The sequence below is a fragment of the Rhizobium changzhiense genome, assembly GCF_013087625.1.
Lineage (GTDB): Bacteria > Pseudomonadota > Alphaproteobacteria > Rhizobiales > Rhizobiaceae > Rhizobium > Rhizobium sophorae.
In genome coordinates this window covers 1,030,999-1,056,137 of the sequence record NZ_JABFCQ010000001.1, presented here as the reverse complement: position 1 = coordinate 1,056,137, position 25,139 = coordinate 1,030,999, and the positions used below count along the sequence as shown (strand labels likewise).

General features: G+C 55.7%; 26 protein-coding genes. 24 read left to right on the top strand and 2 right to left on the bottom strand.

Annotated features, from left to right (window positions below; genetic code table 11):
- Window positions 1–1,673: beta strand repeat-containing protein (locus tag G9X68_RS31785; RefSeq protein WP_280526505.1), on the top strand; the 1,673-nt coding region annotated here is incomplete at its 5' end.
- A gap of 126 nt (window positions 1,674–1,799) precedes the next feature.
- Here the strand turns inward: G9X68_RS31785 and G9X68_RS05300 are convergent.
- Window positions 1,800–2,606 (bottom strand): glycosyltransferase family 2 protein, encoded by an 807-nt coding sequence (locus tag G9X68_RS05300; RefSeq protein WP_171601546.1) that lies wholly within the window; start codon window positions 2,604–2,606, stop codon window positions 1,800–1,802.
- Window positions 2,607–2,858: 252 nt separating this feature from the next.
- Between G9X68_RS05300 and rfbA the strand changes: the two genes are divergently transcribed.
- The 21 genes from rfbA to G9X68_RS05195 all read left to right on the top strand — a co-directional run bounded on the left by rfbA (window position 2,859) and on the right by G9X68_RS05195 (window position 21,699).
- Window positions 2,859–3,770, top strand: coding sequence for a glucose-1-phosphate thymidylyltransferase RfbA (rfbA, locus tag G9X68_RS05295; protein WP_171601545.1), 912 nt, complete (start codon window positions 2,859–2,861; stop codon window positions 3,768–3,770).
- A gap of 23 nt (window positions 3,771–3,793) precedes the next feature.
- Entirely contained in the window at window positions 3,794–4,168 is a 375-nt protein-coding gene (locus G9X68_RS05290) for a sugar 3,4-ketoisomerase (protein WP_171601544.1), read from the top strand.
- 1 nt (window position 4,169) lies between these two features.
- Entirely contained in the window at window positions 4,170–5,276 is a 1,107-nt protein-coding gene (locus G9X68_RS05285) for a DegT/DnrJ/EryC1/StrS family aminotransferase (protein WP_171601543.1), read from the top strand.
- Window positions 5,273–6,151, top strand: a complete 879-nt coding sequence (locus tag G9X68_RS05280) for an ABC transporter permease (protein WP_171601542.1) — start codon at window positions 5,273–5,275, stop codon at window positions 6,149–6,151. Before G9X68_RS05285 ends, G9X68_RS05280 begins: the two co-directional genes overlap by 4 nt.
- A complete protein-coding gene (locus tag G9X68_RS05275) occupies window positions 6,151–7,470 on the top strand; it encodes an ABC transporter ATP-binding protein (RefSeq protein ID WP_171601541.1) in 1,320 nt (439 codons plus the stop codon). The genes G9X68_RS05280 and G9X68_RS05275 overlap by 1 nt, the downstream gene beginning before the upstream one ends.
- Window positions 7,467–8,447, top strand: a complete 981-nt coding sequence (locus G9X68_RS05270) for an NAD-dependent 4,6-dehydratase LegB (RefSeq protein ID WP_171601540.1) — start codon at window positions 7,467–7,469, stop codon at window positions 8,445–8,447. Before G9X68_RS05275 ends, G9X68_RS05270 begins: the two co-directional genes overlap by 4 nt.
- Window positions 8,440–9,153, top strand: coding sequence for a nucleotidyltransferase family protein (locus tag G9X68_RS05265; RefSeq protein ID WP_168317425.1), 714 nt, complete (start codon window positions 8,440–8,442; stop codon window positions 9,151–9,153). The genes G9X68_RS05270 and G9X68_RS05265 overlap by 8 nt, the downstream gene beginning before the upstream one ends.
- Entirely contained in the window at window positions 9,146–9,991 is an 846-nt protein-coding gene (locus G9X68_RS05260) for an NAD-dependent epimerase/dehydratase family protein (protein WP_168317426.1), read from the top strand. Before G9X68_RS05265 ends, G9X68_RS05260 begins: the two co-directional genes overlap by 8 nt.
- Window position 9,992: 1 nt before the next feature.
- A complete protein-coding gene (locus G9X68_RS05255; RefSeq protein ID WP_168317427.1) occupies window positions 9,993–11,063 on the top strand; it encodes a radical SAM/SPASM domain-containing protein in 1,071 nt (356 codons plus the stop codon).
- A gap of 98 nt (window positions 11,064–11,161) precedes the next feature.
- Window positions 11,162–12,178, top strand: coding sequence for an N-acetylneuraminate synthase family protein (locus tag G9X68_RS05250; RefSeq protein WP_168317428.1), 1,017 nt, complete (start codon window positions 11,162–11,164; stop codon window positions 12,176–12,178).
- Window positions 12,175–12,852 (top strand): cytidylyltransferase domain-containing protein, encoded by a 678-nt coding sequence (locus G9X68_RS05245; protein ID WP_171601539.1) that lies wholly within the window; start codon window positions 12,175–12,177, stop codon window positions 12,850–12,852. Before G9X68_RS05250 ends, G9X68_RS05245 begins: the two co-directional genes overlap by 4 nt.
- On the top strand, window positions 12,834–13,799 hold the full coding sequence (locus G9X68_RS05240) for a PseG/SpsG family protein (RefSeq protein ID WP_168317430.1): 966 nt from the start codon (window positions 12,834–12,836) through the stop codon (window positions 13,797–13,799). The genes G9X68_RS05245 and G9X68_RS05240 overlap by 19 nt, the downstream gene beginning before the upstream one ends.
- Entirely contained in the window at window positions 13,796–14,497 is a 702-nt protein-coding gene (locus G9X68_RS05235; protein WP_168317431.1) for a WbqC family protein, read from the top strand. The genes G9X68_RS05240 and G9X68_RS05235 overlap by 4 nt, the downstream gene beginning before the upstream one ends.
- Window positions 14,494–15,126 (top strand): PIG-L deacetylase family protein, encoded by a 633-nt coding sequence (locus tag G9X68_RS05230; protein ID WP_003545689.1) that lies wholly within the window; start codon window positions 14,494–14,496, stop codon window positions 15,124–15,126. The genes G9X68_RS05235 and G9X68_RS05230 overlap by 4 nt, the downstream gene beginning before the upstream one ends.
- Window positions 15,111–15,977 carry a motility associated factor glycosyltransferase family protein gene (locus tag G9X68_RS05225; RefSeq protein ID WP_168317432.1) on the top strand — a complete coding sequence of 289 codons (867 nt, stop codon included), beginning with the start codon at window positions 15,111–15,113 and terminating at the stop codon, window positions 15,975–15,977. Before G9X68_RS05230 ends, G9X68_RS05225 begins: the two co-directional genes overlap by 16 nt.
- A complete protein-coding gene (locus G9X68_RS05220; protein ID WP_171601538.1) occupies window positions 15,974–16,888 on the top strand; it encodes a TIGR04325 family methyltransferase in 915 nt (304 codons plus the stop codon). The genes G9X68_RS05225 and G9X68_RS05220 overlap by 4 nt, the downstream gene beginning before the upstream one ends.
- Before the next feature lie 3 nt (window positions 16,889–16,891).
- Window positions 16,892–17,770, top strand: a complete 879-nt coding sequence (locus tag G9X68_RS05215) for a glycosyltransferase family 2 protein (RefSeq protein WP_171601537.1) — start codon at window positions 16,892–16,894, stop codon at window positions 17,768–17,770.
- Complete coding sequence (locus G9X68_RS05210; protein WP_171601536.1) at window positions 17,767–18,774, top strand: class I SAM-dependent methyltransferase; 1,008 nt, start codon at window positions 17,767–17,769, stop codon at window positions 18,772–18,774. The genes G9X68_RS05215 and G9X68_RS05210 overlap by 4 nt, the downstream gene beginning before the upstream one ends.
- Before the next feature lie 11 nt (window positions 18,775–18,785).
- On the top strand, window positions 18,786–19,919 hold the full coding sequence (locus G9X68_RS05205; RefSeq protein WP_171601535.1) for a CgeB family protein: 1,134 nt from the start codon (window positions 18,786–18,788) through the stop codon (window positions 19,917–19,919).
- Window positions 19,919–20,731, top strand: coding sequence for a class I SAM-dependent methyltransferase (locus G9X68_RS05200; protein WP_171601534.1), 813 nt, complete (start codon window positions 19,919–19,921; stop codon window positions 20,729–20,731). The genes G9X68_RS05205 and G9X68_RS05200 overlap by 1 nt, the downstream gene beginning before the upstream one ends.
- Window positions 20,728–21,699 (top strand): hypothetical protein, encoded by a 972-nt coding sequence (locus tag G9X68_RS05195; protein WP_171601533.1) that lies wholly within the window; start codon window positions 20,728–20,730, stop codon window positions 21,697–21,699. Before G9X68_RS05200 ends, G9X68_RS05195 begins: the two co-directional genes overlap by 4 nt.
- Before the next feature lie 37 nt (window positions 21,700–21,736).
- On the opposite strand, the gene rfbB is transcribed toward G9X68_RS05195, so the two are convergent.
- Window positions 21,737–22,792, bottom strand: a complete 1,056-nt coding sequence (gene rfbB, locus G9X68_RS05190) for a dTDP-glucose 4,6-dehydratase (RefSeq protein WP_171601532.1) — start codon at window positions 22,790–22,792, stop codon at window positions 21,737–21,739.
- A 181-nt stretch (window positions 22,793–22,973) separates the two neighbouring features.
- Here rfbB and gmd point away from each other — a divergent pair, with 181 nt between their 5' ends.
- Window positions 22,974–24,035 carry a GDP-mannose 4,6-dehydratase gene (gene gmd / locus G9X68_RS05185; protein WP_171601531.1) on the top strand — a complete coding sequence of 354 codons (1,062 nt, stop codon included), beginning with the start codon at window positions 22,974–22,976 and terminating at the stop codon, window positions 24,033–24,035.
- The gene (gene fcl, locus G9X68_RS05180; RefSeq protein WP_168317440.1) at window positions 24,036–24,989 is read left to right on the top strand and encodes a GDP-L-fucose synthase; all 954 of its coding nucleotides are present in this window, start codon (window positions 24,036–24,038) and stop codon (window positions 24,987–24,989) included.
- Window positions 24,990–25,139 lie beyond the last annotated feature (150 nt).

Here is a 25,139-nt window from a genome sequence, read left to right as displayed (position 1 = left end):
CCGCCTACACACTGGGAGCCAATGTCGAGAACCTCACCTATATCGGAACGGCAGCCTTTGTCGGGACAGGCAATAGCCTTGCCAACACGATCACTGGTAGTGTCGGCAACGACACGCTGAATGGTGCGGCTGGCGCTGACATACTGATAGGCGGAGCGGGCAGCGACACCTATATCGTCGATGATCTGGCCGACGTGGTCACCGAAGGGCTGAATGAAGGAACCGATCTGATCAGGACGGTGCTTTCTTCCTATGCCTTGACCAATATTGCCAATGTCGAAAACCTGGCTTTCATCGGCACCGGCGATTTTATCGGCACCGGCAATGCGCTCGCCAACACGATCATCGGCGGCGCCGGCAATGATCTGCTGGACGGTGGCGCCGGCAATGACACGCTGGTCGGCGGAGCGGGCAACGACATCTATGTGGTCGACAGTGCGAGCGACATCGTCACCGAGTTGGCCAGTGCCGGCACCGACGAAATCCGCACGTCGCTTGCGACCTACTCGATCGCTGCACTGATCAATGTCGAGAACCTGAGCTACACGGGATCTGCCAACTTCACCGGCACCGGCAATGCGCTCGCCAACACGATCACCGGCGGCGCCGGCAATGACACGCTGAATGGCGGGGCAGGCGCCGATAGCTTGATCGGCGGTGCGGGCGACGACACCTATATCGTCGACAATGCGAGCGACAACGTCGCCGAGAACGCCGTCGCGGGAACCGACATGGTTCGCACGACCCTGGCAAGCTATACGCTTGGCGCCAATGTCGAGAACCTCACCTATATCGGAACGGCAGCCTTTGCCGGCACCGGGAACGATCTCGACAATGTCCTGACCGGTGGGGCAGCTGCGGATAATCTCAGCGGTGGCGTCGGCAACGACACATTGCTCGGTGGTGCTGGTTCCGACATGATGTCAGGCGGGACGGGTGATGACATTTATGTCGTCGATATTGCGACCGACCTTGTGATCGAGAATACGAACGAGGGTACAGATACGGTCCAGACGGCGCTTGCCAGCTATACGATTGGCAACAATGTCGAGAACCTCACCTACACGGGATCGGCAAACTTCACCGGCACCGGCAACGTTCTCGCCAACACGATCACCGGCGCCGCCGGCAATGATGTGCTGGATGGTGGCGCCGGCAATGACACGCTGATCGGTGGCGCTGGCAACGACATCTACGTGATCGACAATGCGAGTGACGTTGTCGCCGAGAACGTCGGCGCGGGAACCGACACCGTGCGGACGACACTGGCGAGCTATACGCTTGGCAGTGATGTCGAGAACCTCACCTATATCGGAACGACGAACTTTGCCGGAACAGGGAACTCGCTGGACAACCTAATCGTCGGCGGTAGCGGGACCGACACCCTTGCCGGTGGCGCCGGCAACGACATCCTCGTTGGTGGCGACGCGGCAGACTTGTTCGTTTATTTGTCGAACTGGGGCCACGACACGATCATAGACTTCACTGCAACCGGCACTGCGCACGACACGATCAGAATCGACCAAAGCATTTTCGCCGACTGGGAATCGCTTTTCGCTGCATCCAGTCAGTATGGCAACGATACAATCGTCACGGCCGATCTCGACAACACCATAGTCTTGAGGAACGTAGCCTTGACGAGCCTAGACTCGGGGGATTTCCTTTTTGCGTGAACCCAATCGAACCTCATGGTAACCCCGGGGGGAGATCGGGCATACTGCGGCGGAGAGGATGACAGCGATTGCGGAAGGGTTCGGGGGAGGGTGGCGATGTGGCCGGCCATTGGCGGCGGCGTGGACCTAAGCTGATAGGTCCTGCGATCGATTGCGCATCAGGAACTGGCCTAACCGGTTCACAATCTTAAAGGCCCAGAACATCGATGCTGAGACCTTGATGCCATGGTCGGCAAGGGCGCTCAGCACCTCCTTGTTCTGACGCGATATATTTTGAACGTTCTTGTTCGTGGCGCCCCCTAAGCGCATTCTGACCAGGACTCGCGGGATATAGATTGTTCTAATCCGCGCGACTTCCAAAAATCGCATCATGAGCTCGACGTCGGCTGCAAGCCGATAACGCAGATCAAACCGCCCGAACTGATCATAAATGCTCCGGCGAACATAGAATGTCGGATGTGGTGGACACCAGCCACGGGCGAAAGAACCGGATTTGAACGCACGCGATTTCCAGTAGCGGATCTTGCGATCGGTATGCCGGTTGGAAACATAGACGAGATCGCCGTAACAGCCGTCATATGCTTCATCTTCCAGCGCAGCCGCCACAGTTCCGAGGGAGTCGCTGCTCTCAAAAATATCGTCCGCATTCAGGAATCCGACAATATCGCCGGTCGCTAGACCAATCCCTTTGTTCATCGCCTCATAGATACCTCCATCCGGTCCCGAAAGCACACGGCGGTTCTCCGCCGGCGCCGAAGCGATGATGGCGAGCGTAGAATCTTTTGAGCCGCCGTCGACGATGATGTGCTCGAAATTGCGGTAGATTTGAGTGTCGATGGATCGCAAGGTGTCAGCGATGGTCTGCTCGACATTCCAGCAAACGGTGATGAGGCTTATCCGGGGAGGGCTTGGATCGGCAGTGTCTGCAGCCATTTTGACGGGTGTCTTGCTCACATTCTAAGGGGCGAAATCTGGCCAACCCGTAGCAGACGGAAAGGCGGCACCGCAATCTAGTACTGCAAGTTTTCCTCGATCGAGACCGGATGATTCGCTGTTGAGCTGTTCGTCCTCTCGCTAAGTGCATTGCATGCCGATCGATCTATCTGTAGTGAGCACTGTCAAATAGCGATCGTCATCACGACAACCGCGCGAATGCGCGTGGATTGACCAGTTGCAGGAGGTCTCTTGTCTTCGAAGAAAAAGCTGCGCAAGGGCATATTGCTCGCCGGTGGCTCCGGCACTCGGCTGCATCCCGCGACCCTCGCCATTTCGAAGCAGCTTCTTCCGGTTTTTGACAAACCGATGATCTATTATCCCCTGTCGACGCTCATGCTGGCGGGAATTCGGGATATCCTGATTATCTCGACGCCGCAGGACACACCGCGTTTTGAACAACTGCTGGGTGATGGCGCGCAGTGGGGATTGAATTTCCAATATGCTGTACAGGCCGCGCCAGAGGGCATTCCTCAAGCATTCTCGATCGGAAGAGACTTCATCGGGCGAGAGGCAACCGCGCTGGTGCTCGGAGACAATATCTTTTACGGCAATCTCCTGACGCATGACTTGTCCGCGGCCTCGGAACGGTCGGACGAAGCAACCATTTTCGCGTATAAGGTCCATGACCCCGAGCGGTATGGGGTGGTGGAATTTGACAGTCAAGGTAAGGTGCTCAGCCTGGAGGAAAAGCCGTCCTCGCCCCGCTCCACTTACGCGGTGACCGGGCTGTATTTCTACAATAACGATGTGGTTGATATTGCGGCCGGCTTAAAACCCTCCCCTCGCGGGGAGACCGAAATTACCGATATCAATCGGCATTATTTATCGGCGGGCAAGTTGAACGTCGCTGTTCTTGGCAGAGGGCATGCCTGGCTCGACACAGGCACGCACGATTCACTCCTTGAAGCCAGTCAGTTCATTGCCACCATTGAGCGGCGCCAGGGGCTGAAGATTGCCTGCCCCGAAGAAATTGCCTTTCATTTGGAATACATAGATGCCGAGCAGTTGCTAAGGCTGGCAGCTCCACTTGAAAAGAGCTCTTACGGTCGATACCTCATCAGCTTGGTGAGGGAACCAACTCCGCATTTCCCAACTGGCTGACCCGGCAAAACTGGAAACCAATCTTGTCTGCTTTTACCCTGCTTACGTTAAAGACGATGTCCGACGCACGAGGCGCGTTGACCGTCATGGACGGAATACTGCCATTTCCGGTCGTCAGGAGCTTCTGGATCTATGGTGCCGACGGATATAAACGCGGCGGCCATCGTCATCACAAGACTCGGCAGGCATTGGTGGCGATTTCGGGAAGCGTGGTGGTTTTGATGGACGATGGAAAAGCCAGGGAAGAGATCACCTTGTCGTCACCGGACCAGTGCCTGCTGGTGGAGCCAAGGGACTGGCATGAAATGACCTTCGGTCCCGGTTCTATTCTGCTCGTTTTTGCCTCTCACGGATATGATAAGGACGACTACATCGACACCCCCTATGAACGGCTCTGAGATGATTGAGTATGAAAGTCTTGCGCAAGCCAACCGCGCGCTGATGGAAGAGTTGGAGGCGGTTGCATCCCGTGTCATTCGTTCCGGGTGGTATGTGCTTGGGAATGAGGTCTCCTCATTCGAAGCTGAATTTGCCGAATTTGCGCAAAGCAAACATTGCATCAGCGTCGCCAACGGCCTGGATGCGCTGATCCTGTCGATCGAAGCGCTCGACCTGCCGAAAGGCAGTGAGATTATGGTGGCCTCCAATACCTATATAGCCACGATCCTGGCAATTCTCCGCGCAGGCCACACGCCCGTTCTGGTGGAGCCTGAGCGCGAAACCTTCAATATAGATCCGGAGCGCCTTGCTGCCGCCCTCACACGCAAGACGCAGGCAATCTGCGTGACGCATCTTTTCGGCAAAGCCTGCCGGATGACAGAGATCGCCGCGTTTGCGAGCGCGCATGGTCTCAAGGTGATTGAGGATTGCGCGCAGTCCCATGGCGCGCGTTATGATGGGAAGCTGACCGGCACCTTTGGGATCGCCGGCTGCTTCAGCTTCTATCCGACCAAGAATCTTGGAGCCCTGGGAGATGCGGGCGCGATCGTCACGGACGATGACGAGTTTGCCGATCGCCTCAGACACATGCGCAACTACGGCTCGAAGAAGAAATATGAGAACGTCTATATCGGTGTGAATTCCAGGCTTGATGAGATCCAGGCGGCATTCCTGCGGGTGAAACTCAGTCACCTCGATCAGGTGACGGAGCATAAGCGGGCACTGGCCGATATTTATTTTGCCAATCTGCCCAAATGGCTTGCGCAGCCGCTTCGTCGACCTGCCGAGTATGACGTGTTTCATATCTTCGGGATCCGTCATCCGGCCCGTGACGAATTGCGTCAGTGGCTGCTCGATAACGGCGTCAAGACCGAGATACATTATCCCATCGCGCCGCATAGGCAGAAGGCGATGCGAGGCATTCTTTCCGGCGATTATCCCATTGCCGATGAGCTGCACGCCACCGAGCTGAGCCTGCCGATTTCGGCCGGGCATAGCAAGGATGAGATCGAGCGGGTCTGCAGTCTTCTTGCGGCGCTCCCGGAAAAGCTGAAGTTAGCGGCATGACAGAGCACCTGAAAGGATCGGCCTCGGCGCGTAAGGATGACGATTGGGATATCGTCATCAAGCCTTCGAAGGGCAATACGCCGAATCTCGGCCTTGTTTGGCAATATCGCGATCTCGTCTGGATGTTCTTCAAGCGGGATTTCACCACATTCTACAAACAGACCATTCTGGGGCCCGTCTGGTACATCATCCAGCCGTCGCTGACGGCCATGACCTATTATGTCGTCTTCGGGAAAATCGCCAATCTTTCCACGGATGGCCTTCCGCCCTTCCTGTTTTACATGTCGGGCACGATCATCTGGAGCTACTTTTCTGTCTGTTTGACCAACAACTCTGACGTCTTCTCGAAGAATGCCAATCTGTTCGGAAAGGTCTACTTTCCCAGACTTGTGGTGCCGCTATCCGTTGCGATGAGCGGCCTGGTGGCCTTCGCGATCCAGTTCCTGCTCTTGCTGACGGTTTCAATCGGCATGAAAATTGCCAATCCCGACCTGGCCCTGAGCTATTGGTTCCTATTTCTGACGCCGCTGGTGCTGCTCTACATTGCAGTGCTCGGCATTGGGGCTGGGCTTGTCGTTACCGCTCTGACGGTCCGCTTCCGGGATCTCGTCTACGCCGTCGGGTTCATGTCGCAACTGTGGATGTATGGCACGCCGATCGTATATCCATTTAGCCAGATCCCGGAACGATATCATTGGTTCTATTACATCAATCCAATGACGACGCCGGTTGAAACCTTCCGCTGGGCGTTGTTCGACGCTCCCGCCTTGCCTATCGGTCTTTATCTCGCCAATCTGGCGGTGACTGTCGCGATCACCTTATGCGGGCTGGCACTTTTTTCGCGAGCCGAAGCCAACGCGATGGATACCGTCTGATGAACGATATCGTTATTCGAGCGGAGCACGTCAGCAAGCTATATCGTCTTGGCGTGATCAATCACGGCACCCTCTATCGCGATCTTCAGAGCTGGTGGGCCAAGTGGCGCAACCTTCCGGATCCGAATGTTTCTGTATCCGACTATGCCTCCGACAAGAGAAAGCAGTCGCGATTGAAGGGCGACATCTTTCATGCGCTTGATAATGTCTCTTTCGAGGTCGGGCACGGCGAGATCGTGGGAATTATCGGCAGGAACGGCGCCGGAAAATCTACGCTGCTGAAAGTAATGTCACGTATCACCATGCCCAATTCGGGTTTCATCGGTATACGGGGCAGAATTGCCAGCTTGCTTGAGGTCGGCACCGGATTTCATCCAGAGCTCACCGGTCGCGAGAACGTATATCTCAACGGAGCCATCCTTGGCATGAGCCGCGCCGAGGTCAGATCTAAATTCGATGAGATCGTCGAATTTGCCGAAATCGGCGAATTTATCGACACGCCTGTGAAGCGATATTCATCTGGGATGTATGTGCGTCTGGCTTTCTCCGTCGCAGCGCATCTTGAGCCGGAGATTCTTCTGGTTGACGAAGTGCTGGCCGTCGGAGACGTCAACTTCCAGAACAAGTGCATGGGGCGCATGCAGGAGGTCACGAAGGCTGGTCGAACGATTCTCTTCGTCAGCCACAATATGACAGCGATCAGCAGCATCTGCCCGAAATCGATTCTAATGGCCGATGGAAAGGTCGCCGCGATGGGCAATACCGGAGATGTGATAAAGGCCTATCTCGATCGTCCTGAATTCGGTGGCACGGCAAGCTACTCGATCAATCCCGAGGACGTCGACGGAAAGGCGATCATCTGCCGTGTCGCGGTATTGAACGACAAGGATGAAGTTTCGGGAACACTGGAGCTTTCGAAGGGATTCTCGGTCGAGGTCGAATACGAATTGAGGGAGCCTCTTTCCGGCCTATCGGTCGGGTTGCAGATCAAGATGGAGGACGGCTACACCACGCTCGTCAGCCTATCCGATCCCGAACTCGACGTTGGTCGCTTGGAGACCCGGCCAGCCGGCTACTATCGAGCTCGCGTCAAATTTCCGGGATATCTCCTCAACACGGGCACCTTCTACCTGCGGCTCGGTATATCGAGCCGGTTCTCGATCTATTCGGTCGCCGAGGGCATCCGGTTTGACGTGGAGGACAATGTCGGAATTATCCAGATGCTGGGCCAGCAACGGAAGCCGTCGATTTCGGCGATCCAATTGCCTTGGGAGGTGGAGAAGCTCTTCCTGCGCGATTCTGAGGGTGTTTTGAAATGAAGAAAGCGCTTGTCACCGGGGCGGATGGGTTTATCGGCTCTCATCTTGTCGAGACGCTGGTCAGGTCGGGTATCGAAGTTCGCGCCCTCTGCCAGTATAATTCTTTTTCCAGCTGGGGCTGGCTTGACCAGTCTGAATACCGCGGCAAATTTGAGGTAGTCCTCGGCGACGTCCGCGATCCAGCTCAGATGCGCGCCGTTGCCAAAGACGTGGATACGATATTTCACCTGGCTGCGCTTATCGCCATTCCCTATTCCTATCAGGCGCCGTCAAGTTACGTTGACACCAATATGCATGGCACATTGAATGTGCTTCAGGGCGCTCTCGATGCCGGCGTCGGCCGTGTCATCCAGACCTCGACGAGCGAAGTCTACGGCACGGCTCGTTTTGTGCCGATCAGTGAAAGCCATCCGCTGCAGGCGCAGTCGCCCTATTCGGCTTCCAAAATCGGTGCCGATGCGATCGCCTACAGCTATCATTCGAGCTTCGATCTGCCGGTGACGATTGCCCGGCCCTTCAACACTTTCGGTCCCAGACAATCTGCAAGAGCGGTTATTCCGACCGTGATTTCGCAGCTTCTGAGCGGACGGACGACGCTGAAACTTGGTGCGCTGTCACCCACGCGGGATTTCAATTTCGTCCAGGATACATGCGATGGCTTTCTGGCGCTCGCAGCCTGCGACGAAGCCATCGGCCAGACGGTCAATATTGGCTCGGGCAGCGAGATATCGATCGGCGATACCGTTCGGCTGATCGCCGACATCGTCGGCGTCAGCGTGGAGATCGAATGCGATGAACAGCGTTTGCGTCCGGCAAATAGCGAAGTGGAACGTTTGTGCTGCGACAACAGCCTGATCAAGTCTCTGACAGGATTTTCGCCGCGTTACAGCTTGGAAGATGGTCTGAAAGCGACTGTCGACTGGCTGCGTCAGCCGCAGAATCTGGCGAGATACAAGGCGGATATCTTCAATGTCTAGGCGCGCAGTCATTCTGGCGGGCGGAATGGGAACGCGGTTGCGGCCCTATACTGTCGTGCTTCCCAAGCCACTGATGCCGATCGGCGACTATCCTATTCTTGAGGTGATCATTCGTCAGCTGATATCAGGCGGATTTCAGCATATAACACTTGCCGTCAACCACCAGGCCGAGCTGATCAAGGCTTTTTTCCAGGATGGCGACAAATGGGGCGTACGCATCGACTATTCGCTCGAGGACGAGCCTCTTGGCACCATGGGGCCGTTGCGGCTGATAAAGGATCTGCCGGAGAATTTCCTGGTGATGAACGGCGACATCCTGACGGATCTGAACTATGCCGATTTTCATGATGCTCATGTCCGCGACGGGAATATATTCACGATCTCGTCCAAGACGCGTCAGCATCGCATAGACTATGGCGTTCTAGACACCAGCGAGGCCGGGCTGCTGACCGGTTTTCGAGAGAAACCGACGGCCGAATACAAAGTCAGCATGGGCGTCTACATGGTGTCTTCGAGGGCCGTGGAGCACATACCACAAGGTGGCGCCTATGGCTTCGATCAGTTGATGCTTGATCTTCTTGCGGCCGGCAAGCCGGCCACGGTTCGAGATTTTGCAGGCTATTGGCTCGATATCGGACGGCCTGACGATTATGCCTTGGCGATCGAGCAGTTTGAATCCATGCAGTCCAGGTTCTTGAATGGTTGATGCCATCGTCACCGGTGCTGGCGGTTTTCTCGGGAGCCGTCTTGTCAGACGGCTCAAGGAGGCCGGTTTTGACGTGCTTGCGCTTGACCGAACACATGGAGATATAAGCGAAGAGCAGCTTTGGCAGGGGCTTCCCGCCGCGCGCACGCTGTTTCACCTTGCCGGCAGAACATTCGTTCCGGATAGCTGGACACAAGGCCCGAGCTTCACGGCCGCCAACGTCCTCGGAACGCAACATGCTTTGAACTGGTGCAAGCGACACAAGGCCAAACTCGTGTTCGCAAGCGCTTATGTTTACGGGGTGCCCGAGCGGCTGCCGATCCATGAAAGCGATCCGGTCAGGCCGAACAACCCCTACGCTCTTTCCAAACATCTTGCCGAACAGCTTTGTGAGTTCGCCGCCGCGCACGAGCAGATACCGGTGGTGGTATTGCGCCTGTTCAATATATACGGCTCAGGGCAGCGCCCCGAATTTCTGATACCGACGCTTCTGAACCAGATACGGACGAAGCAGGAAATACAGGTCCTGGATCTCAGTCCCCGGCGTGACTATATCTTCGTTGAAGATGTCCTGAGCGCCTTTGCCAAGGCCATGGACGTCGCGGAAGGCTACCATTGCATCAATATCGGCTCCGGAATGTCGTATTCGGTGCAGGAAATAATCGACATCTTGCAAGAAGCTGCCGGCACTGCTCTACCTGTAGTGTCATCTTGCGCAGTTCGGCGGAATGAAATACCTGACGTGCGGGCCGATATCACGCGGGCTCGCACCGTTCTCGGATGGCGGCCGGAATGGGATCTGCCGGCCGGGATGCGCGCGATGATGAAGGAGTCGTAAATTGAACGAGCGTTACGTTCCGATCAACAAGGGCAACTACTCGATGGATACGGCCGAGCGCGAAGCCGCGTTCGACAAATTCCGGGGCGAAGGGTGGGAAGCAGAATACGCGGATTACCGTCGCAAATGGTCCGAATATGCCCTGAACCAGCAGGTTTCGGACTATCCGCTGCTGGTCGATCTCGAGCTGGCATCGATCTGCAATCTGCGCTGCCCGATGTGCTATACGATTAGCGACGAGTTCAAGAAAAGTGTGAACACGACGCGGATGGACTGGGATCTCTACTGCCGCATCATCGATGAGATCGGGGGCAAGGTTCCTGCGATCCGTCTGTCGCTGCGGGGCGAGGCCACGCTGCACAAGCGCTTCGCCGACTGTGTGCGCTATGCCAAGGATCATGGGATCAAGGAAGTCTCGACCCTCACGCACGGCTTCAAGCTCAACAGAGACTATTTCGCTCAGCTTGTCGATGCCGGCATCGACTGGATCACCGTTTCGATCGACGGTACCGGTGAGACCTACGAAAAGATACGCAAGCCGATCAAGTTCGAGGCGCTACTCGACAAGATCAAGGACATCAAGAAGTACAAAGACGAGCGCGGGCTCCACCGTCCGGTCATTAAGGTGCAGGGCATCTGGCCGGCAATCAGGGAAAATCCGGATCTTTACTATGAAACCTTTGCACCCCACGTGGATCTTGTCGCCTTCAACCCGCTGATCGACTATCTCGGAAACGATTCTGACGTTCAATATCTGGATAACTTCACCTGCCCACAGCAATACCAGCGCCTCGTTATCGGCGCCGACGGGCTTGTGATGAAGTGCTCGAACGACGAGGAAAATCGCGAAGTCATTGGTGACGCGACGACGGAGACGGTACACCAGATTTGGCACGGCGAAAAAATGAATGCAGTCCGCGCCTTGCACAAGGAACCGCAGGGCTTCTTGAAAAGCGAAGTATGCCGCCGATGCTATCTGCCTCGCCTGACGGATGATGAGCCGACCGAAATCTGCGGCCGGAAAGTGATTGTCCGAAATTACGTGGATCGGGCTCAGGAAATCGGAAAATAGGAAAGCAGCCGGAGTTGCATGCCGGTCGTGTGCGGGATGACATCGCTGTGCTACCGCTATTGGAACGCCGGCTGTATAGTGAATTGCAGGAGTAGCAGATGTTCCGGAACTACCGACCCGACCGGTGTTATATTATCGCCGAAATCGGCGGGAATTTTACGACTTTTGATCAGGCAAGACGGTTGATCGACGAGGCAAAGTCATCCGGCGTGGACGCTGTCAAGCTCCAGACTTATCGCGCAGAGACCCTGTCGAGCCGCAACGCCATGTTCGATATGGAAAACACCGGCGTTACCTCGCAATTCGAGCTTTTCCGTAAATATGAAATCGGTCACGAGCTTCACGAAGCGGTTTTCCGCTATGCCGAGGAGCATGGGCTGGACTGGTTTTCGTCGCCCTCACACGAGACGGACGTGGATCTGTTGGAGCAGTGTGGGGTTGGCGCCCACAAGGTGGGCTCGGACGATGCGGTCAACATTCCCTTCCTCCGCTATCTGGCAAAAACGGGCAAGCCGATAATCCTGTCGACGGGGATGTCGACGCTCGACGAAGTTCGGGAATCCGTTGCCGCAATCAAGGAGGCAGGCAATCAGAAGCTCATTCTGCTGCACGCCATCACGAGCTATCCGACGCATCCGGAAAATGTGAACCTGCGTGCCATGCAAACGATGATGGAGGCGTTTCCGGATCTCGACGTTGGCTATTCCGACCATACGTTGACGCCGGTCGCCAGCCTTTGTGCCGCCGCGATGGGTGCACGGGTTATAGAGCGGCATTTCACCTACGATAAAGCCGCCGACGGTCCCGACCACATGCTCTCGGCCGATCCAGCAGAAATGAAATGGCTTGTGGATGCGATACGTGCGTTCGAAGTCATGAAAGGCAGTGGTCGCAAGGAACCGGCAGCCAGTGAGGCGACGACAAGATTGAACAACCGCAAGAGCATTGTCGTCAATCGACCGCTCAAAGCCGGCCATGTCATCTCCGCCGGCGATATCTCGGTCAAACGACCTGGGACAGGAGTCGAACCTAAGCATCTCGAAACTCTTGCGGGACGACGCCTCGTAAAGGATCTTGATGCGGACGCCGTTCTTCAGTGGAGCGATCTGGCGTGACGCTTGGAATCATTATCCAGGCGCGGATGGGATCGACCCGATTGCCGGGAAAGGTGCTTCGTGACATTTCCGGCAAGCCGCTTCTCGGACATGTCCTGGGTAGGCTTCAGATGTTGAAGCGGCCTGCCAGGATTGTCGTTGCGACCTCATCGGCCAGCGGGAACGATATGATCGAAGCCTGGTGCCTTGAGCACGGCGTCAGCTGCTTTCGTGGCGATGAAACCGATGTTCTCGATCGTTATTTTCAATGCGCAAAATCGCTCGGAATGTCCGACATTGTTCGATTGACCGCAGATAATCCTTTCACTGACATCGAGGAGCTCGAGAGGCTGATCAATCTGCACTATAAGCAGGGGTTCGACTATACGCATGCGTTCGGCCAGTTGCCGATTGGCGTTGGCGCCGAGATATTTACGTTCGAAGCCTTGGCGCGCAGTCATCGCGAGGGAAAGCTGCCGCACCATCGCGAGCACGTGAATGAATACTTCACCGATCGGCCGGAACTGTTCAAGATCGGCCAGCTTGAGGTGCCGCCGGCCAAAATATCCCCCGACCTGCGCCTGACGGTAGATACTGAAGAAGACTGGAGACGCGCTTGTGCTCTGGCAGCGCGCGGGGATGGGAATTGGCTCGGGACAGAAGAAGCGATCAGACTATGTTCGTCTTCTGCATAGAAAGTTCGCATGCGCGCGGCATGGGACATCTGTTTCGGTCGTTGACGCTTGCTTTCGAACTGCGTTCACGCGGTCATCCGGTCCTATTTCTAGCGAACGATCATCCGAATTCGTTGAGGATCATCCGGGAGCGCGGCTTTGACGTGGCGCTTTATGATCTCGCCTCCGTGACCGGATGGGAGAATGGCTTTATCGAACCCGATGCATCGTCCTCGGTCTGGATCAATGACCGCCTGAATACGCAGCGATCCCACAGTGAAGCGATCAAGCGTTTGGGCGCCAAGCTTGTTACCTTTGATGATCGTGGTGATGGCGCGGAACTTGCCGATATCAATATCTGCGCTCTCCTGTTCGAAAAGACTGAGGGTCTCAAGGGCAAGGATGTTCGGCTGGGGGTGGAGTACATGATACTCAATCCTGAAATCGCGGCGTTTCGCAGGCTTCGGGAAAGCCTCGCGTCGATCCTTGTCACGCTCGGCGGCGCCGATACCTACGGCGTGACTGTCCGCGTCGCCAAGTGGCTGAGCAACAAGCCTTTTCCTGTCACCATCGTCACAGGCCCGAGCTTTCAACACATGGCGGAGCTTGAAGAGGTCGTAGCGACCGCGGCACCCGATCGGTTCAAACTGCTCAACCAGGTGCCGTCGCTGGCGGCAGAGATGCATGGCCACGATCTGGCGATTACCGGCGGCGGTGTTACCCCATTCGAAGCCTGTGCGGCTGGCTTGCCGTGTGTGGTGATCGCCAACGAACCTTTCGAAATCCCCGTCGGGCGTGCACTCGAGGGGTTAGGAGCGGCCTTCTTTGCCGGGCATCACTCGGCGTTTGATCTCGGCATCCTGGAAAAGCCGATCCCCATCAGGACCATGAGCGAGACTGCCATGACCAAGGTGGATCTTGGCGGGGTCGGCCGCGTTGCCGATTTGCTGGAAAGACTGGCTGCATGACCATCACAGCGGTTATTCACCAGCCGGATTTCGCTTCATATCTCGGCTTTTTTCAGCGTTTTTTGAATGCCAATCTCTATATCGTCCTGGATCACGTTCAGTTTGTCCATGGGACGAGCAAGAGCTGGACGCATCGTGATAAAATAAAGACGGCACAGGGCGATCGGTGGCTCACCGTCGGAATTAGAAAACCAAGGCTCGGCACACCGATCAACGAGGTTGAACTGGCGCCCGGCACCGGCTGGATAGACCAAAACCTTTCCCTGCTTCGCGAAAACTATCGCAAGTCCGCCGGTTGGGACGAAGTCTTTCCCCGCATCGAAGCCCTCTACGGCAAGCGGTTCGATCTGCTTGCCGATTTTAATATGCATTTCTTGGAGGGCATCCTGGATATGCTTGAAATCACGATGCCGACGGTGCGATCGAGTACTTTAAGTCCGGAAGGGCATAGGAATGAGCTGCTTGTCGAACTGCTGCGCAAAGTGGGAGCAACACGTTATCTCTCGGGCCTGGGCGCGCGCGACTATATGCGGCCGGAAGTATTCCAGGCAGCCGGAATCGAAATCGAATGGCAGCATTTCGTCCATCCGGTTTATCCACAGCCATTTGGCGCATTTATGCCCTATCTCAGCATTCTCGACACACTGCTGAATTGTGGTATTGCAGGCACGCGTGACCTGCTCTGGAGTTGCAAATGAATATTCTCGCGATCGGTGCCCATTTTGACGACGTGGAACTGGGCTGTGGCGGTGCACTGGCACGCCATGCTGCAAACGGCGACACGGTGTATGTCTATGTCGCGACCGTATCGGGCTTTTCAAACCAGTATGATCAGTCCGTGCGCAGCAGCCAGGTCGCCAGAGCGGAAGCGGATGCTGCGATGGAAATTCTCGGCGTCCAGAAAATGTTCTGCGGCGAGTTCAAAACGCTCCAGATCGAATTCGTCGATCCGCTGAATATCGAGATCCTCAAGCTCGTGCAGGATCTGAAGATCGATATGGTTTACACCCACTGGGTCGGAGACATCCACCATGACCATCTGGCCTTGTCGCGGGCGTCACTGCACAGCTGCCGCCATGTGCCGCGCCTCCTGATGTACCGCAGCAACTGGTACCATTCGACGGTGGATTTCAGGGGGAATTTCTACGTCGACATCACCTCCCATTGGGACCAGAAGGAAAAGGCGATCCTTGCCCATGAATCCGAGATGGAGCGCACAGGGCGGAAATGGGTGAGCTTCTTCCGCAATGAAGCGGAGAACGCCGGCCAGCGGATCGGTGTAAAATACGCGGAGGTTTTTGAGGTCGTAAAGTGGCTGCAGCTTTGAGAAAAATTTTGACCTTTGGCTCCATGCTGCTCCCCTATGGTGTGCATGAGTTGAGGCGCAGGCTAAGTACTCGCCACAAATTCTCTGCTGATGTCGCGAGATCACTGGCAGAAAATAGACAGCTTGCTGGTCAGCACGAGGGCGGCCGCTGTTTTATTTTAGGAAACGGCCCGAGCGTCAAGGGCTTGGATCTGTCGCGACTTCAAGGCGAAACCGTTATAACCGTTTCCAACGGCTATTTGCACTCCGAATTTGGTAAGTTCCAGTCACGTTATCATTGTGTCCCGCAGATTACCTACCTAACGATGACATCGGAGGACGTGATCCGCTGGTTTGACGAGATGCATTCGCACCTGGGCGCCGCAGAACTGTTTCTCAGTTCTACTGAAGCGGAACTGGTTCGAAAACACAATTTGTTTTCAGGGCGAACGGTTCGGTATCTTGTGCTCGGTGAAAGCTTCGACGAAAGAACGTCAGAGGAAGTCGTCGATATCTCTCGACCGGTCCCTCGTGTAGAGTCGGTGCCTGTGATGGCCTTGATGATAGCGATGTATCTCGGCTTCAAAGAGATCATCCTGCTTGGCGTCGACCACGATCGGTTCCTGTCATCAACCTACCAATATGCGTTCGACCTCAAGGTGCAAAAGGGAAAAGATTTCACCGTAAATGCGGACGGCACCTTGACAAGGGGCCGTCACGACGAGTTTCAGCAGCTGGCGCGGCTGTGGCGACAATATCGAGCCATTGCGAATATCGCGAGAGCGAATGATATCCGCATCTTCAATTCCACACCCGGTGGGGCGCTGGACGAATTTGAGCGACGGCCGTTCGAAGCCTGGTTCGAGAAATGAGGCACATTGGTTTTTCGCTCCCGGGCCTTCACTGTTTGCTGGAGGTGTCGCGGGATTCGCCGCTGGCCCGTGAACAGCACATCTGGAGCGAGTTTCGGCGTCATAACGTCTTTTTTGACGGGCCTTACGATGATTGGCGCTCGGCCATGGCTGCTTCAGACGGATATGATGCGCCGGCTATTCTTGCCAGGGCTCTTGACGCGACACGCGCAGTTGTTCAGGGACGTGCCTCCTACGAGAGAGACACCGTCGTTTTCAAGGAAAGAAGCTACTCGCATCCTCTGCTCGCCTGGCTTCTCTATGTCGCGTCCCGTTCCGATCTTCGTTTGAGGGTGGTCGATTTCGGGGGCGCGTTGGGAAGTTCTTATTTCCAACACCGTTCGGCCTTGGCGCATCTTGCGGAACTGAATTGGTGCGTTGTCGAGCAACCTCATTTTGTGAGCGCGGGCAGAGCCGAATTCGAAGACGGAGGATTGAGCTTTTCCGACAGCGTGGATGAGGCGATCGATCGTGTGAGGCCTAACATCGTTCTGCTCTCCGGCGTTCTTCAGTATCTTGAACATTCTCATGAATATCTCGAGGATCTCCTGTCGAGAGGCGTCAAGTTCATACTTATCGACAGGACAGCAGCGCAATTCGATGTCGCGGCCGCACCCTTTGTGCAGCATGTGCCGGCGTGGATCTACAGCGCAAGCTACCCGGTATGGTTCTTGAACGCGCATGAAATGCGGGCCAGTTTTGCCAAGCATGATTATGAGGTTGTCGATCGGTTCCAGCCAGCTGGAACATTCGGCTTCGTGACGCCGCCGCCCTTGCAAGAATTGAAGCGTTGGGGCATTGGCGTTACACCAGCGCCTCAGCAGCACGAATGGCCGTATGTTGGCTGGTTTCTCGAGAAGCTGGAAATCTAGCGAATGCGCGTGAACGTCATTATCCCCGTCTTCAATCGTCTGGAGCACACCCGAAAGGTGTTGGAAGCCCTAAGGAGACAGACGCTCTTCTCTGCGTTGACAATCGTCGTTGTCAACGACGGTTCGACCGATGGAACGGCAGAATACCTGCAGTCGCAGAGTGATGTGATTGAAATCCAGGGGGACGGCAATCTCTGGTGGGGTGGGGCCATCGAGGAAGGGCTGAAACAAGTCCTTCCCGCCTGCCAGGCGGAAGACTATGTCCTGTTTCTCAATAACGATACCTGGTTCGACGAGGATTATGTTGAGACCTTGGTGCAGACATCCAGGGAAAATGGCGAGGCCGCGGTCGGAAGCGTCCTCCACGAAGAGGGCCGCGATCCGCCCCTTGTCAGTATCGGGGCGAAGGTCAACGTTAACAGGCTTGCCGTATGGGATCTGCTTTCGGAATTGAGCGAAACGGAAAAAAGATCGCCCAAAAGCCAGTACCGCGTCGATGCGCTGAGTGGTCGGGGAACGCTCTATCCTGCGCCCCTGTTCAAGAAACATGGCGGCATGCGGCCGTCCCTTCTACCGCACTATATGGCTGACTACGAAGTCGCCATGCGCTTCGCACGCGCGGGTGTGCCCCTGGTTGTCAGCAGCAACGCAATCGTTTATTCGCCTCCGATATATGGAAATGACACATCCAGACTTTCCTGGCGGAAGCAGTTATTTGGCAGGCGTTCGCCTCACAACGTGTTTCAGCGCCTCATATTCTATTCGCTTGTCGGTTCACCAGTGCAACGCATGACCGCACCGATCCGAATGGCGTATTTCTCGTGCAGCCGCGCATTTTCGACGTGGAGGTCATTGGCGAAACGAAGGGAAGGAACAATATGAGTGGCGGCCAGCATCAGCAGTGCATCGCATGCGGATCGAAGATGCTAACTTTCATCGAGCGCATCAGCGATGATCGATATGGTTGCCCAGGCGTCTACTCGATAGACCGATGCGTTTCCTGTGGCCACATGTCGACGACACCACGGCTGACGGAAGAGGATCTGCCGGCGCTCTACAGCAATTATTATCCCCGTCGGGAGATCGATTTTGATTCGCTGGAAAGAGAGGCCGCTCTCGTCGAGAAACCTCTCGCCGGGTTCCGCCGATGGATTGCTGGTACCGACAACCAAGGACACTATCTGGCCAAGCCGGGACAGAAGGTACTGGATATCGGCTGCGGTTCGTGCCTCTCCCTTCTGGAGATGCGCAGGCTCGGCGTGGATTGCTGGGGTGTCGAGGCTGATCCGAATGTTCGTACGATCGCGGAGAAATATGCTTTACGCGTTCATATCGGCAACATCTATGACGTGCCGTTCGCCGATCAGAAATTCGACCTCATCGTGCTGAACCAGGTCATCGAACATGTGCCCGATCCGCTTGCAATGCTGGCGGCCCTCAGGGATCGTCTCAATAGAGGCGGACGCGTCGTACTGGCTTTCCCGAATACCGGTTCCTTTCATCGCAAGCTCTGGAAAGAGCGTTGGATAAACTGGCACATTCCATACCACCAGAACCACTTCAATCGAACGTCCTTTGCTCTACTTGCTCGAAAATCCGGTTATGATGTCGAGCGTATCAGGACGATTACGCCCAATCTTTGGTCGGTGCTTCAGCTTAGAATGTCTCGGGAGCAGCGACAGGAGGGCAAGGCGTCCAATACCTGGTCGGAAAGCGGCGACTCTCAGAAGCCGCCGAGCTTTATTCAAAAGGTCCGCAACGTCGCAGTCTCGCGGGGCGAACGCCTTGCCGGTGTGATGATGGGCTTTGGAAACCGAGCTCTGGACGCCGTCGGGCAGGGAGATAGTCTCCTGGTAGAACTGCGCCTCTCCGCGACAAAAAACTAGGATTTAGCGTTATGCGGATTGCCGTATTCGATACCTACTATTCCCGATTTCTGACGATGCATTATCGTCGCAATCGTGATCTGAGGTCGGCCTCTTCCCAAAGGCAGACGGACGCTCTGCTTGAGGCAGCGTTCGGCACGTCCGATTTCTATTCGCGCCACCTGAAGGAACTGGGTTGCGACGTCATCGATATCGTCGGCAATTGTGTTCCGCTTCAATCGGCTTGGGCGCGAGAGAACAGCGAACCATTCAGCCCTTGGGCGATGAAGTTGCCGCATCGGTTTTTCAGATTGCCTTATATTGGTGCGCGCCTGGCGGCTCTCCCCGGCTTGCTGGAGGTCGCGATGGCGCGGGTCCGCGCATTCAAGCCTGACGTGCTCTACTGCCAGGATCTGAGCTTTTTTCCGCCTCATGCGCTGAATGAGTTGAAAAAGACGGTGCCGCTCATCGTCGGGCAGATCGCTTGTCCATTGCCGCCCGACGGCTTTCTGCGGCCCTATGACCTCATTCTGACATCCTTCCCTCATTTCGTGCCGCGTTTTCGCGAGATGGGGATAAAATCCGAATATTTCAGGATTGGTTTCGATACCCGGGTGCTCGATATCCTTGGCGATATCACGCGCGATGTGCCGGTGAGCTTCGTCGGCGGCATAAGCCGCCATCATGGCAAGGCGATCCCCTTGCTCGAACATCTTGCCAACACGACGCCGATACAATTTTTCGGCTACGGTGCCAAGACGCTTCCGCGCTCCTCTCCGATTCGAAAACGCCATAATGGCGAAGTCTGGGGTCCGGATATGTATCGTGCTCTGGCGCGCAGCCGGATCACCGTCAACCGGCATATCAACGTTGCCGAGAACAATGCCAACAACATGCGGCTCTACGAGGCGACCGGTGTCGGATCGCTGCTCATAACCGACAGGAAGGATAATCTCGGTGAGATCTTCGAGGTCGGCAAGGAGGTGGTTGCCTATTCCAGCCCTGAGGAAGCGGCTGAACTTATCCGCCACTATATAGACCATCCCGACGAGGCCGACGCGATCGCAAAGGCTGGTCAGGCAAGGACGCTGAAGGACCACACCTACAAGTCGAGAATGGAAGAACTGGTGCCGATCCTTGAGCGATATCTGGGGGGACGGGGCTGATGTCGTTTCTGCGCGCGAGTCTCAATCGCTTTCCGGGAGTGAAGAGCCAGTTGAAGCGATTGCGTGAACATCTGTTGCCTGCGACATCCGTATCATCACGCTATGTCGAGATAGACGCGGCTCGTAGAGACAGTGAAAGTTCGCGGCTTGCTGCATCTTGGAAAGCGAGTGATCTACCAGCACGTCAGAGGACCCTTGTCGAGCGCCAGCTGAAGGAATATCGCAGCGGTGCTTCCATCGATGTATTCGATGTTTTTACCGCCGCGTTGCGCAGAATCGAAAACCTGCCGGCGAATGGCTCGCTGCTCGAAATCGGCTGTTCTAGCGGATATTACTCCGAAGTGCTTGAGATGAATGGCTTGCCTTTGCGCTATCGGGGCTGTGATTATTCCGACGCTTTCATCGATATGGCGCGCAGCATCTACCCGAGACTGTCATTCGACGTGGAGGATGCGACTCGGCTCAGCTACCAGGATGAAGCTTTCGATGTCGTGGTCTCGGGATGCTGCCTGCTGCATATTCCCGACTATGAAGCGGCAATCGCAGAGAGCGCCCGCGTTGCCAAGAAATACGTGATTTTTCACCGTACGCCTGTTGTCTATGGAGAACCGACCAAGTATTTCCGCAAGCAAGCCTATGGGGTCGAGACCATAGAGATCCATTTTTCCGAGCCGCAGCTATTGGATATGTTTCGCGTTCATCGCCTGGAAGTCCAGGCGACCTTCACGCTCAACGAGAGCGCCGATCCACGTGACAGTAGCAAGGGCAATGCAAGCCGCACTTATTTGTGCAGGAAACAATCCCAGTCATGACGAACTACTTTTGTACCCTTTTCGACAGCGGTTATCTCATCAAGGGGATGGCCATGATGGAGAGCCTCGTCCAGTGGTGCCCCGACGCGCATGTCTTTGTGCTTTGCATGGACCAGCAGACGCAGGATATTTTGATCGCCTCCAAGAGGTCCTACATCACTTGCATTGCACTTGCCGATCTCGAGACGCCGGAACTCCTCGAAGCTAAGAAATCGCGCGGCGTCGCTGAATATTGTTGGACCTTGTCGCCGTGTCTGCCGAGTTTCGTGCTGGAGCAGCACCCGGAAATCGATTTCATCACCTATCTCGACTCCGATCTGCTGTTTTATTCACCGCTCCGTCCAATTTTTGATGAGATCGGTACTAGTTCCATCGCCATTATCGAACACCGCTTTGCCCCGCGACTGCAGAACAGGGAAGTAAACGGCCGCTTCTGTGTGGAATGGGTGAGTTTCCGACGCGATGAAGAGGGAATGCGCTGCCTCGCGCGCTGGCGCGAGCAGTGCATCGAATGGTGCTACTATCGCCTGGAAGACGGCAAAATGGGTGACCAGAAATATCTGGACGAATGGCCGGATCTCTATCCGAATTGCCATATCATCGAGCATCCGGGAGCTGGGGTTGCTCCCTGGAATTACGAAAAGCTGCATTTTACGCAGGATGCATCAGGTAAGATCGAGGTCGATGGTTCGCCTCTGATTTTTTATCACTTTCACCAGTTTCAGTTGCTGACCAATGGCATGTTCGATCGGTTGTCGACTTTCTACACCGCCGTTTGCGAAGAGCCGGCGGCTGTTTACGAGACTTACGAGCGCGCTCTGATGCGAGCCCTGAAGGTGATCAGGACGATTTCTCCAGGCTTTTCCGGCGGCCTTCGCCCCTTTTTCAAGGTCATGGCGCGCAGATGGGTGCAACGTCATGTTCCCCTGCCGGTTAAACGTTTCCTGCACAATTTCATCAGGTATTGACGTCACGCTCGCGAGGAGGGGCCTTGCCTCCGACCCGTTATTGATACTGGCGGTCGATCCATTGGCGGTAGCCGCCGCTTGTGACGTTTTCCACCCATGCTTGGTTGGCGAGATACCATTCGACGGTCTTACGAATGCCGGTCTCGAATGTTTCGACCGGGCGCCAGTCCAGCTCTCGCTCGATCTTGGTCGCATCGATGGCGTAACGGCGATCATGACCGGGCCGATCACGCACAAAGGAGATCTGGGCCTTGTAGCTCGCCCCGTGTGGCAGGGGCCTCAATTCATCGAGGATCTCGCAGAGCGTATTGACCACCGATAGATTGGTCAGCTCGTTTCTGCCGCCGACATTATAGGTCTCCCCAACCTTTCCATTCTCCATAACGCACCGGATCGCGCTGCAATGGTCCTTGACGAACAGCCAGTCGCGCACCTGCATCCCGTCGCCGTAGATTGGGATCTGCTTTCCCGAGAGTGCATTATGAATGACCAGGGGAATAAGCTTCTCGGGAAAATGATAGGGACCATAATTGTTCGAACAGTTCGTCGTCAGAACCGGTAACCCGTAGGTGTGATGATAGGCGCGAACCAGATGATCGCTCGCTGCCTTGCTTGCGGAATAAGGGCTGTTGGGTTCGTATTTGCGATGCTCGCTGAAGGGAGCCTCCGCCGGGGCAAGCGAACCGTAGACTTCGTCCGTCGACACGTGAAGAAAACGGAAGCTCTCTTGGAAGGCTTCATCCTGTGAGGCAAGAAATCCGCGGATAGCCTCCAACAGGCGAAAAGTACCGACAATATTCGTCTGGATAAATTCCTCAGGCCCGTGGATCGATCGATCGACGTGACTTTCGGCAGCGAAATTCAGGATTGCGCGAGGACGATGGGAGCGGAGCAATTCTTCGATAAGATCATAGTCCGAGATGCTGCCTTTGACGAACAGATGGCGCGGGTCCTCCCAGACGGAGGCGAGGTTCTCCAGGTTGCCGGCATAGGTCAGCACATCGAGGTTGACGATCGGCTCATCATGAAGCGCAAGCCAATCGAGTACGAAATTCGCACCGATGAAACCTGCCCCTCCCGTCACCAGGATCATATTTTCCCCCTTGGAGATCTGATAATTTGGAAAACTCTAGTCTCATTGTGCCAGTCCCACGTCAACCGCAGAGATCCGCGATGGCCATTTCGATTGCCTTGCTCGGTTACATGGGGGTTGCGCTAGTTCGGCCGTTTCCATAAACACATCCCGAAGATTGCATCGAAAGACGGCGTAGAAAATGACAAAAACCGCGCTTATTACTGGGGTGACTGGTCAGGATGGTGCCTATTTGGCCGAATTGCTTCTGAGCAAGGGCTATACGGTGCACGGTATCAAGCGGCGGTCCTCGTCTTTTAATACCGGCCGCATCGAACATATCTATCAGGATCCGCATGAGGCACATCCTCGCTTCATTCTCCACTATGGCGATATGATCGACTCGACCAACCTGCTGCGGATCGTGCAGCAGACGCAGCCCGATGAAATCTACAATCTTGCCGCACAAAGCCATGTGGGTGTCAGCTTCGAAACGCCTGAATATACGGCGGATGCCGATGGCATCGGGACGTTGAGGTTGCTCGAAGCGATCCGTATCCTGGGGCTTGAGGAAAAGACTCGATTCTACCAGGCATCGACCTCGGAACTCTACGGTCTTGTGCAGGAAGTGCCGCAGAACGAGAAGACGCCCTTTTACCCGCGTTCTCCCTATGCCGCAGCCAAGCTCTATGCCTACTGGATCGTCGTGAATTATCGCGAGGCCTACGGCATGCATGCGTCGAACGGCATTCTTTTCAATCACGAAAGCCCGCTTCGCGGCGAAACCTTCGTCACGCGCAAGATCACGATGGCGGTGGCTGCCATCCATCTGGGGCGGCAGGATAAGCTTTTCCTCGGCAATCTCGACGCCAAGCGTGACTGGGGCCACGCGCGTGAATATGTCGAGGGCATGTGGCGCATGCTGCAGCAGGACAAGCCGGATGACTACGTCTTGGCGACCGGTGAGACGACGAGTGTCCGCCAGTTTGTGGAGTGGGCTTTTGCCGACGTGGGCATTGCTTTGGAATGGAAGGGGTCCGGCGTCGACGAAAAGGGTTATGACTCCGTGTCCGGCGCCTGCCTTGTGGAAATCGACCCGCGGTATTTCCGCCCGACGGAAGTCGACCTTTTGCTTGGCGACCCGACCAAGGCACGTCAGAAATTGGGCTGGCACCACAAGACCCCGGTTCGCGAACTCGCCGCCGAAATGGTGCGTGAAGATATCAAGCACTGGAAGGCCCTGAACAGCAGGAAAGGCAGCTGAGTGTCCGACTTGTCCAACAGGAAAATCTGGGTCGCCGGCCATCGCGGCATGGTGGGCAGCGCGCTTGTGCGCAGGCTTCACTCAGAAAATTGCACTGTCATCACGGCAACGCGACAGGAGCTTGATCTCAAACGGCAGGACGAGGTCGAGAGATTCGTCCAGACGAACAGACCGGATGCGATCATCCTCGCTGCTGCAAAGGTTGGCGGTATTCTTGCGAACGATGCCTTCCCGGCCGATTTCCTCTACGATAACCTGATTATTGAGGCCAATATCTTCGAAGCCGCACATCGTAACGGCATCGACAGGCTTCTGTTTCTGGGCTCAAGCTGCATTTATCCTAAATTCGCGCCGCAGCCGATTTCTGAAGATGCGCTTCTGACCGGACCGCTTGAGCCGACCAACGAGTGGTATGCTGTCGCCAAGATTGCCGGGATCAAGCTGGCCGAATCCTACCGCAAGCAGCACGGACGCGATTATATTTCTGCCATGCCCACCAACCTCTATGGTCCGGGCGATAATTTCGATCTGCAATCCAGTCACGTTCTGCCGGCGCTAATTCACAAAGCGCACCTCGCAAAGGTGACGGGGGCATCCGAAATTGCCATCTGGGGAACCGGAAAGCCACGACGGGAATTCCTCCACGTTGACGATTGCGCGGATGCGCTGGTTTTCCTGTTGAAGAACTATTCGGACGCGCAGCACATCAATGTCGGTTCGGGAGAGGACATTGAAATCATCGAGCTCGCGCGGTTGGTTTGCCGTGTTGTCGGTTACGAAGGAAAAATTGCCCACGACCTCTCCAAGCCTGACGGGACGCCGCGTAAGCTCATGAGCACCGACAAGCTGAAGAACATGGGCTGGAAGCCACGCATCTCGCTGGAGGAAGGTATCCGCGCAGTGTATGATTGGTTTCTGCAGTTCGAAGGTAACGCCGCCGTGGCGCAACAATAGCTGTCGGGCATCCAGAACTCCAAAGGGCGGCGATTGGCGTGACGTGTGAGCCGTCAGCTTTAGGCGACGTGGCTGCTGCCCTTGATCGAGACGATGGGGTATGCCGAAAGTCCGGACTTGAACACCAGGTTCACCGTCGTTCCCGGCGTC

Coding starts and splice junctions, on each gene's coding strand:
- G9X68_RS05300 (WP_171601546.1), bottom strand. CDS start 2,606: ATGGCTGCAGACACTGCCGATCCAAGCCCTCCCCGGATAAGCCTCATC.
- G9X68_RS05285 (WP_171601543.1), top strand. CDS start 4,170: ATGATTGAGTATGAAAGTCTTGCGCAAGCCAACCGCGCGCTGATGGAA.
- G9X68_RS05280 (WP_171601542.1), top strand. CDS start 5,273: ATGACAGAGCACCTGAAAGGATCGGCCTCGGCGCGTAAGGATGACGAT.
- G9X68_RS05275 (WP_171601541.1), top strand. CDS start 6,151: ATGAACGATATCGTTATTCGAGCGGAGCACGTCAGCAAGCTATATCGT.
- G9X68_RS05270 (WP_171601540.1), top strand. CDS start 7,467: ATGAAGAAAGCGCTTGTCACCGGGGCGGATGGGTTTATCGGCTCTCAT.
- G9X68_RS05265 (WP_168317425.1), top strand. CDS start 8,440: ATGTCTAGGCGCGCAGTCATTCTGGCGGGCGGAATGGGAACGCGGTTG.
- G9X68_RS05260 (WP_168317426.1), top strand. CDS start 9,146: ATGGTTGATGCCATCGTCACCGGTGCTGGCGGTTTTCTCGGGAGCCGT.
- G9X68_RS05250 (WP_168317428.1), top strand. CDS start 11,162: ATGTTCCGGAACTACCGACCCGACCGGTGTTATATTATCGCCGAAATC.
- G9X68_RS05240 (WP_168317430.1), top strand. CDS start 12,834: ATGTTCGTCTTCTGCATAGAAAGTTCGCATGCGCGCGGCATGGGACAT.
- G9X68_RS05235 (WP_168317431.1), top strand. CDS start 13,796: ATGACCATCACAGCGGTTATTCACCAGCCGGATTTCGCTTCATATCTC.
- G9X68_RS05230 (WP_003545689.1), top strand. CDS start 14,494: ATGAATATTCTCGCGATCGGTGCCCATTTTGACGACGTGGAACTGGGC.
- G9X68_RS05220 (WP_171601538.1), top strand. CDS start 15,974: ATGAGGCACATTGGTTTTTCGCTCCCGGGCCTTCACTGTTTGCTGGAG.
- G9X68_RS05215 (WP_171601537.1), top strand. CDS start 16,892: ATGCGCGTGAACGTCATTATCCCCGTCTTCAATCGTCTGGAGCACACC.
- G9X68_RS05210 (WP_171601536.1), top strand. CDS start 17,767: ATGAGTGGCGGCCAGCATCAGCAGTGCATCGCATGCGGATCGAAGATG.
- G9X68_RS05205 (WP_171601535.1), top strand. CDS start 18,786: ATGCGGATTGCCGTATTCGATACCTACTATTCCCGATTTCTGACGATG.
- G9X68_RS05200 (WP_171601534.1), top strand. CDS start 19,919: ATGTCGTTTCTGCGCGCGAGTCTCAATCGCTTTCCGGGAGTGAAGAGC.
- G9X68_RS05195 (WP_171601533.1), top strand. CDS start 20,728: ATGACGAACTACTTTTGTACCCTTTTCGACAGCGGTTATCTCATCAAG.
- rfbB (WP_171601532.1), bottom strand. CDS start 22,792: ATGATCCTGGTGACGGGAGGGGCAGGTTTCATCGGTGCGAATTTCGTA.
- gmd (WP_171601531.1), top strand. CDS start 22,974: ATGACAAAAACCGCGCTTATTACTGGGGTGACTGGTCAGGATGGTGCC.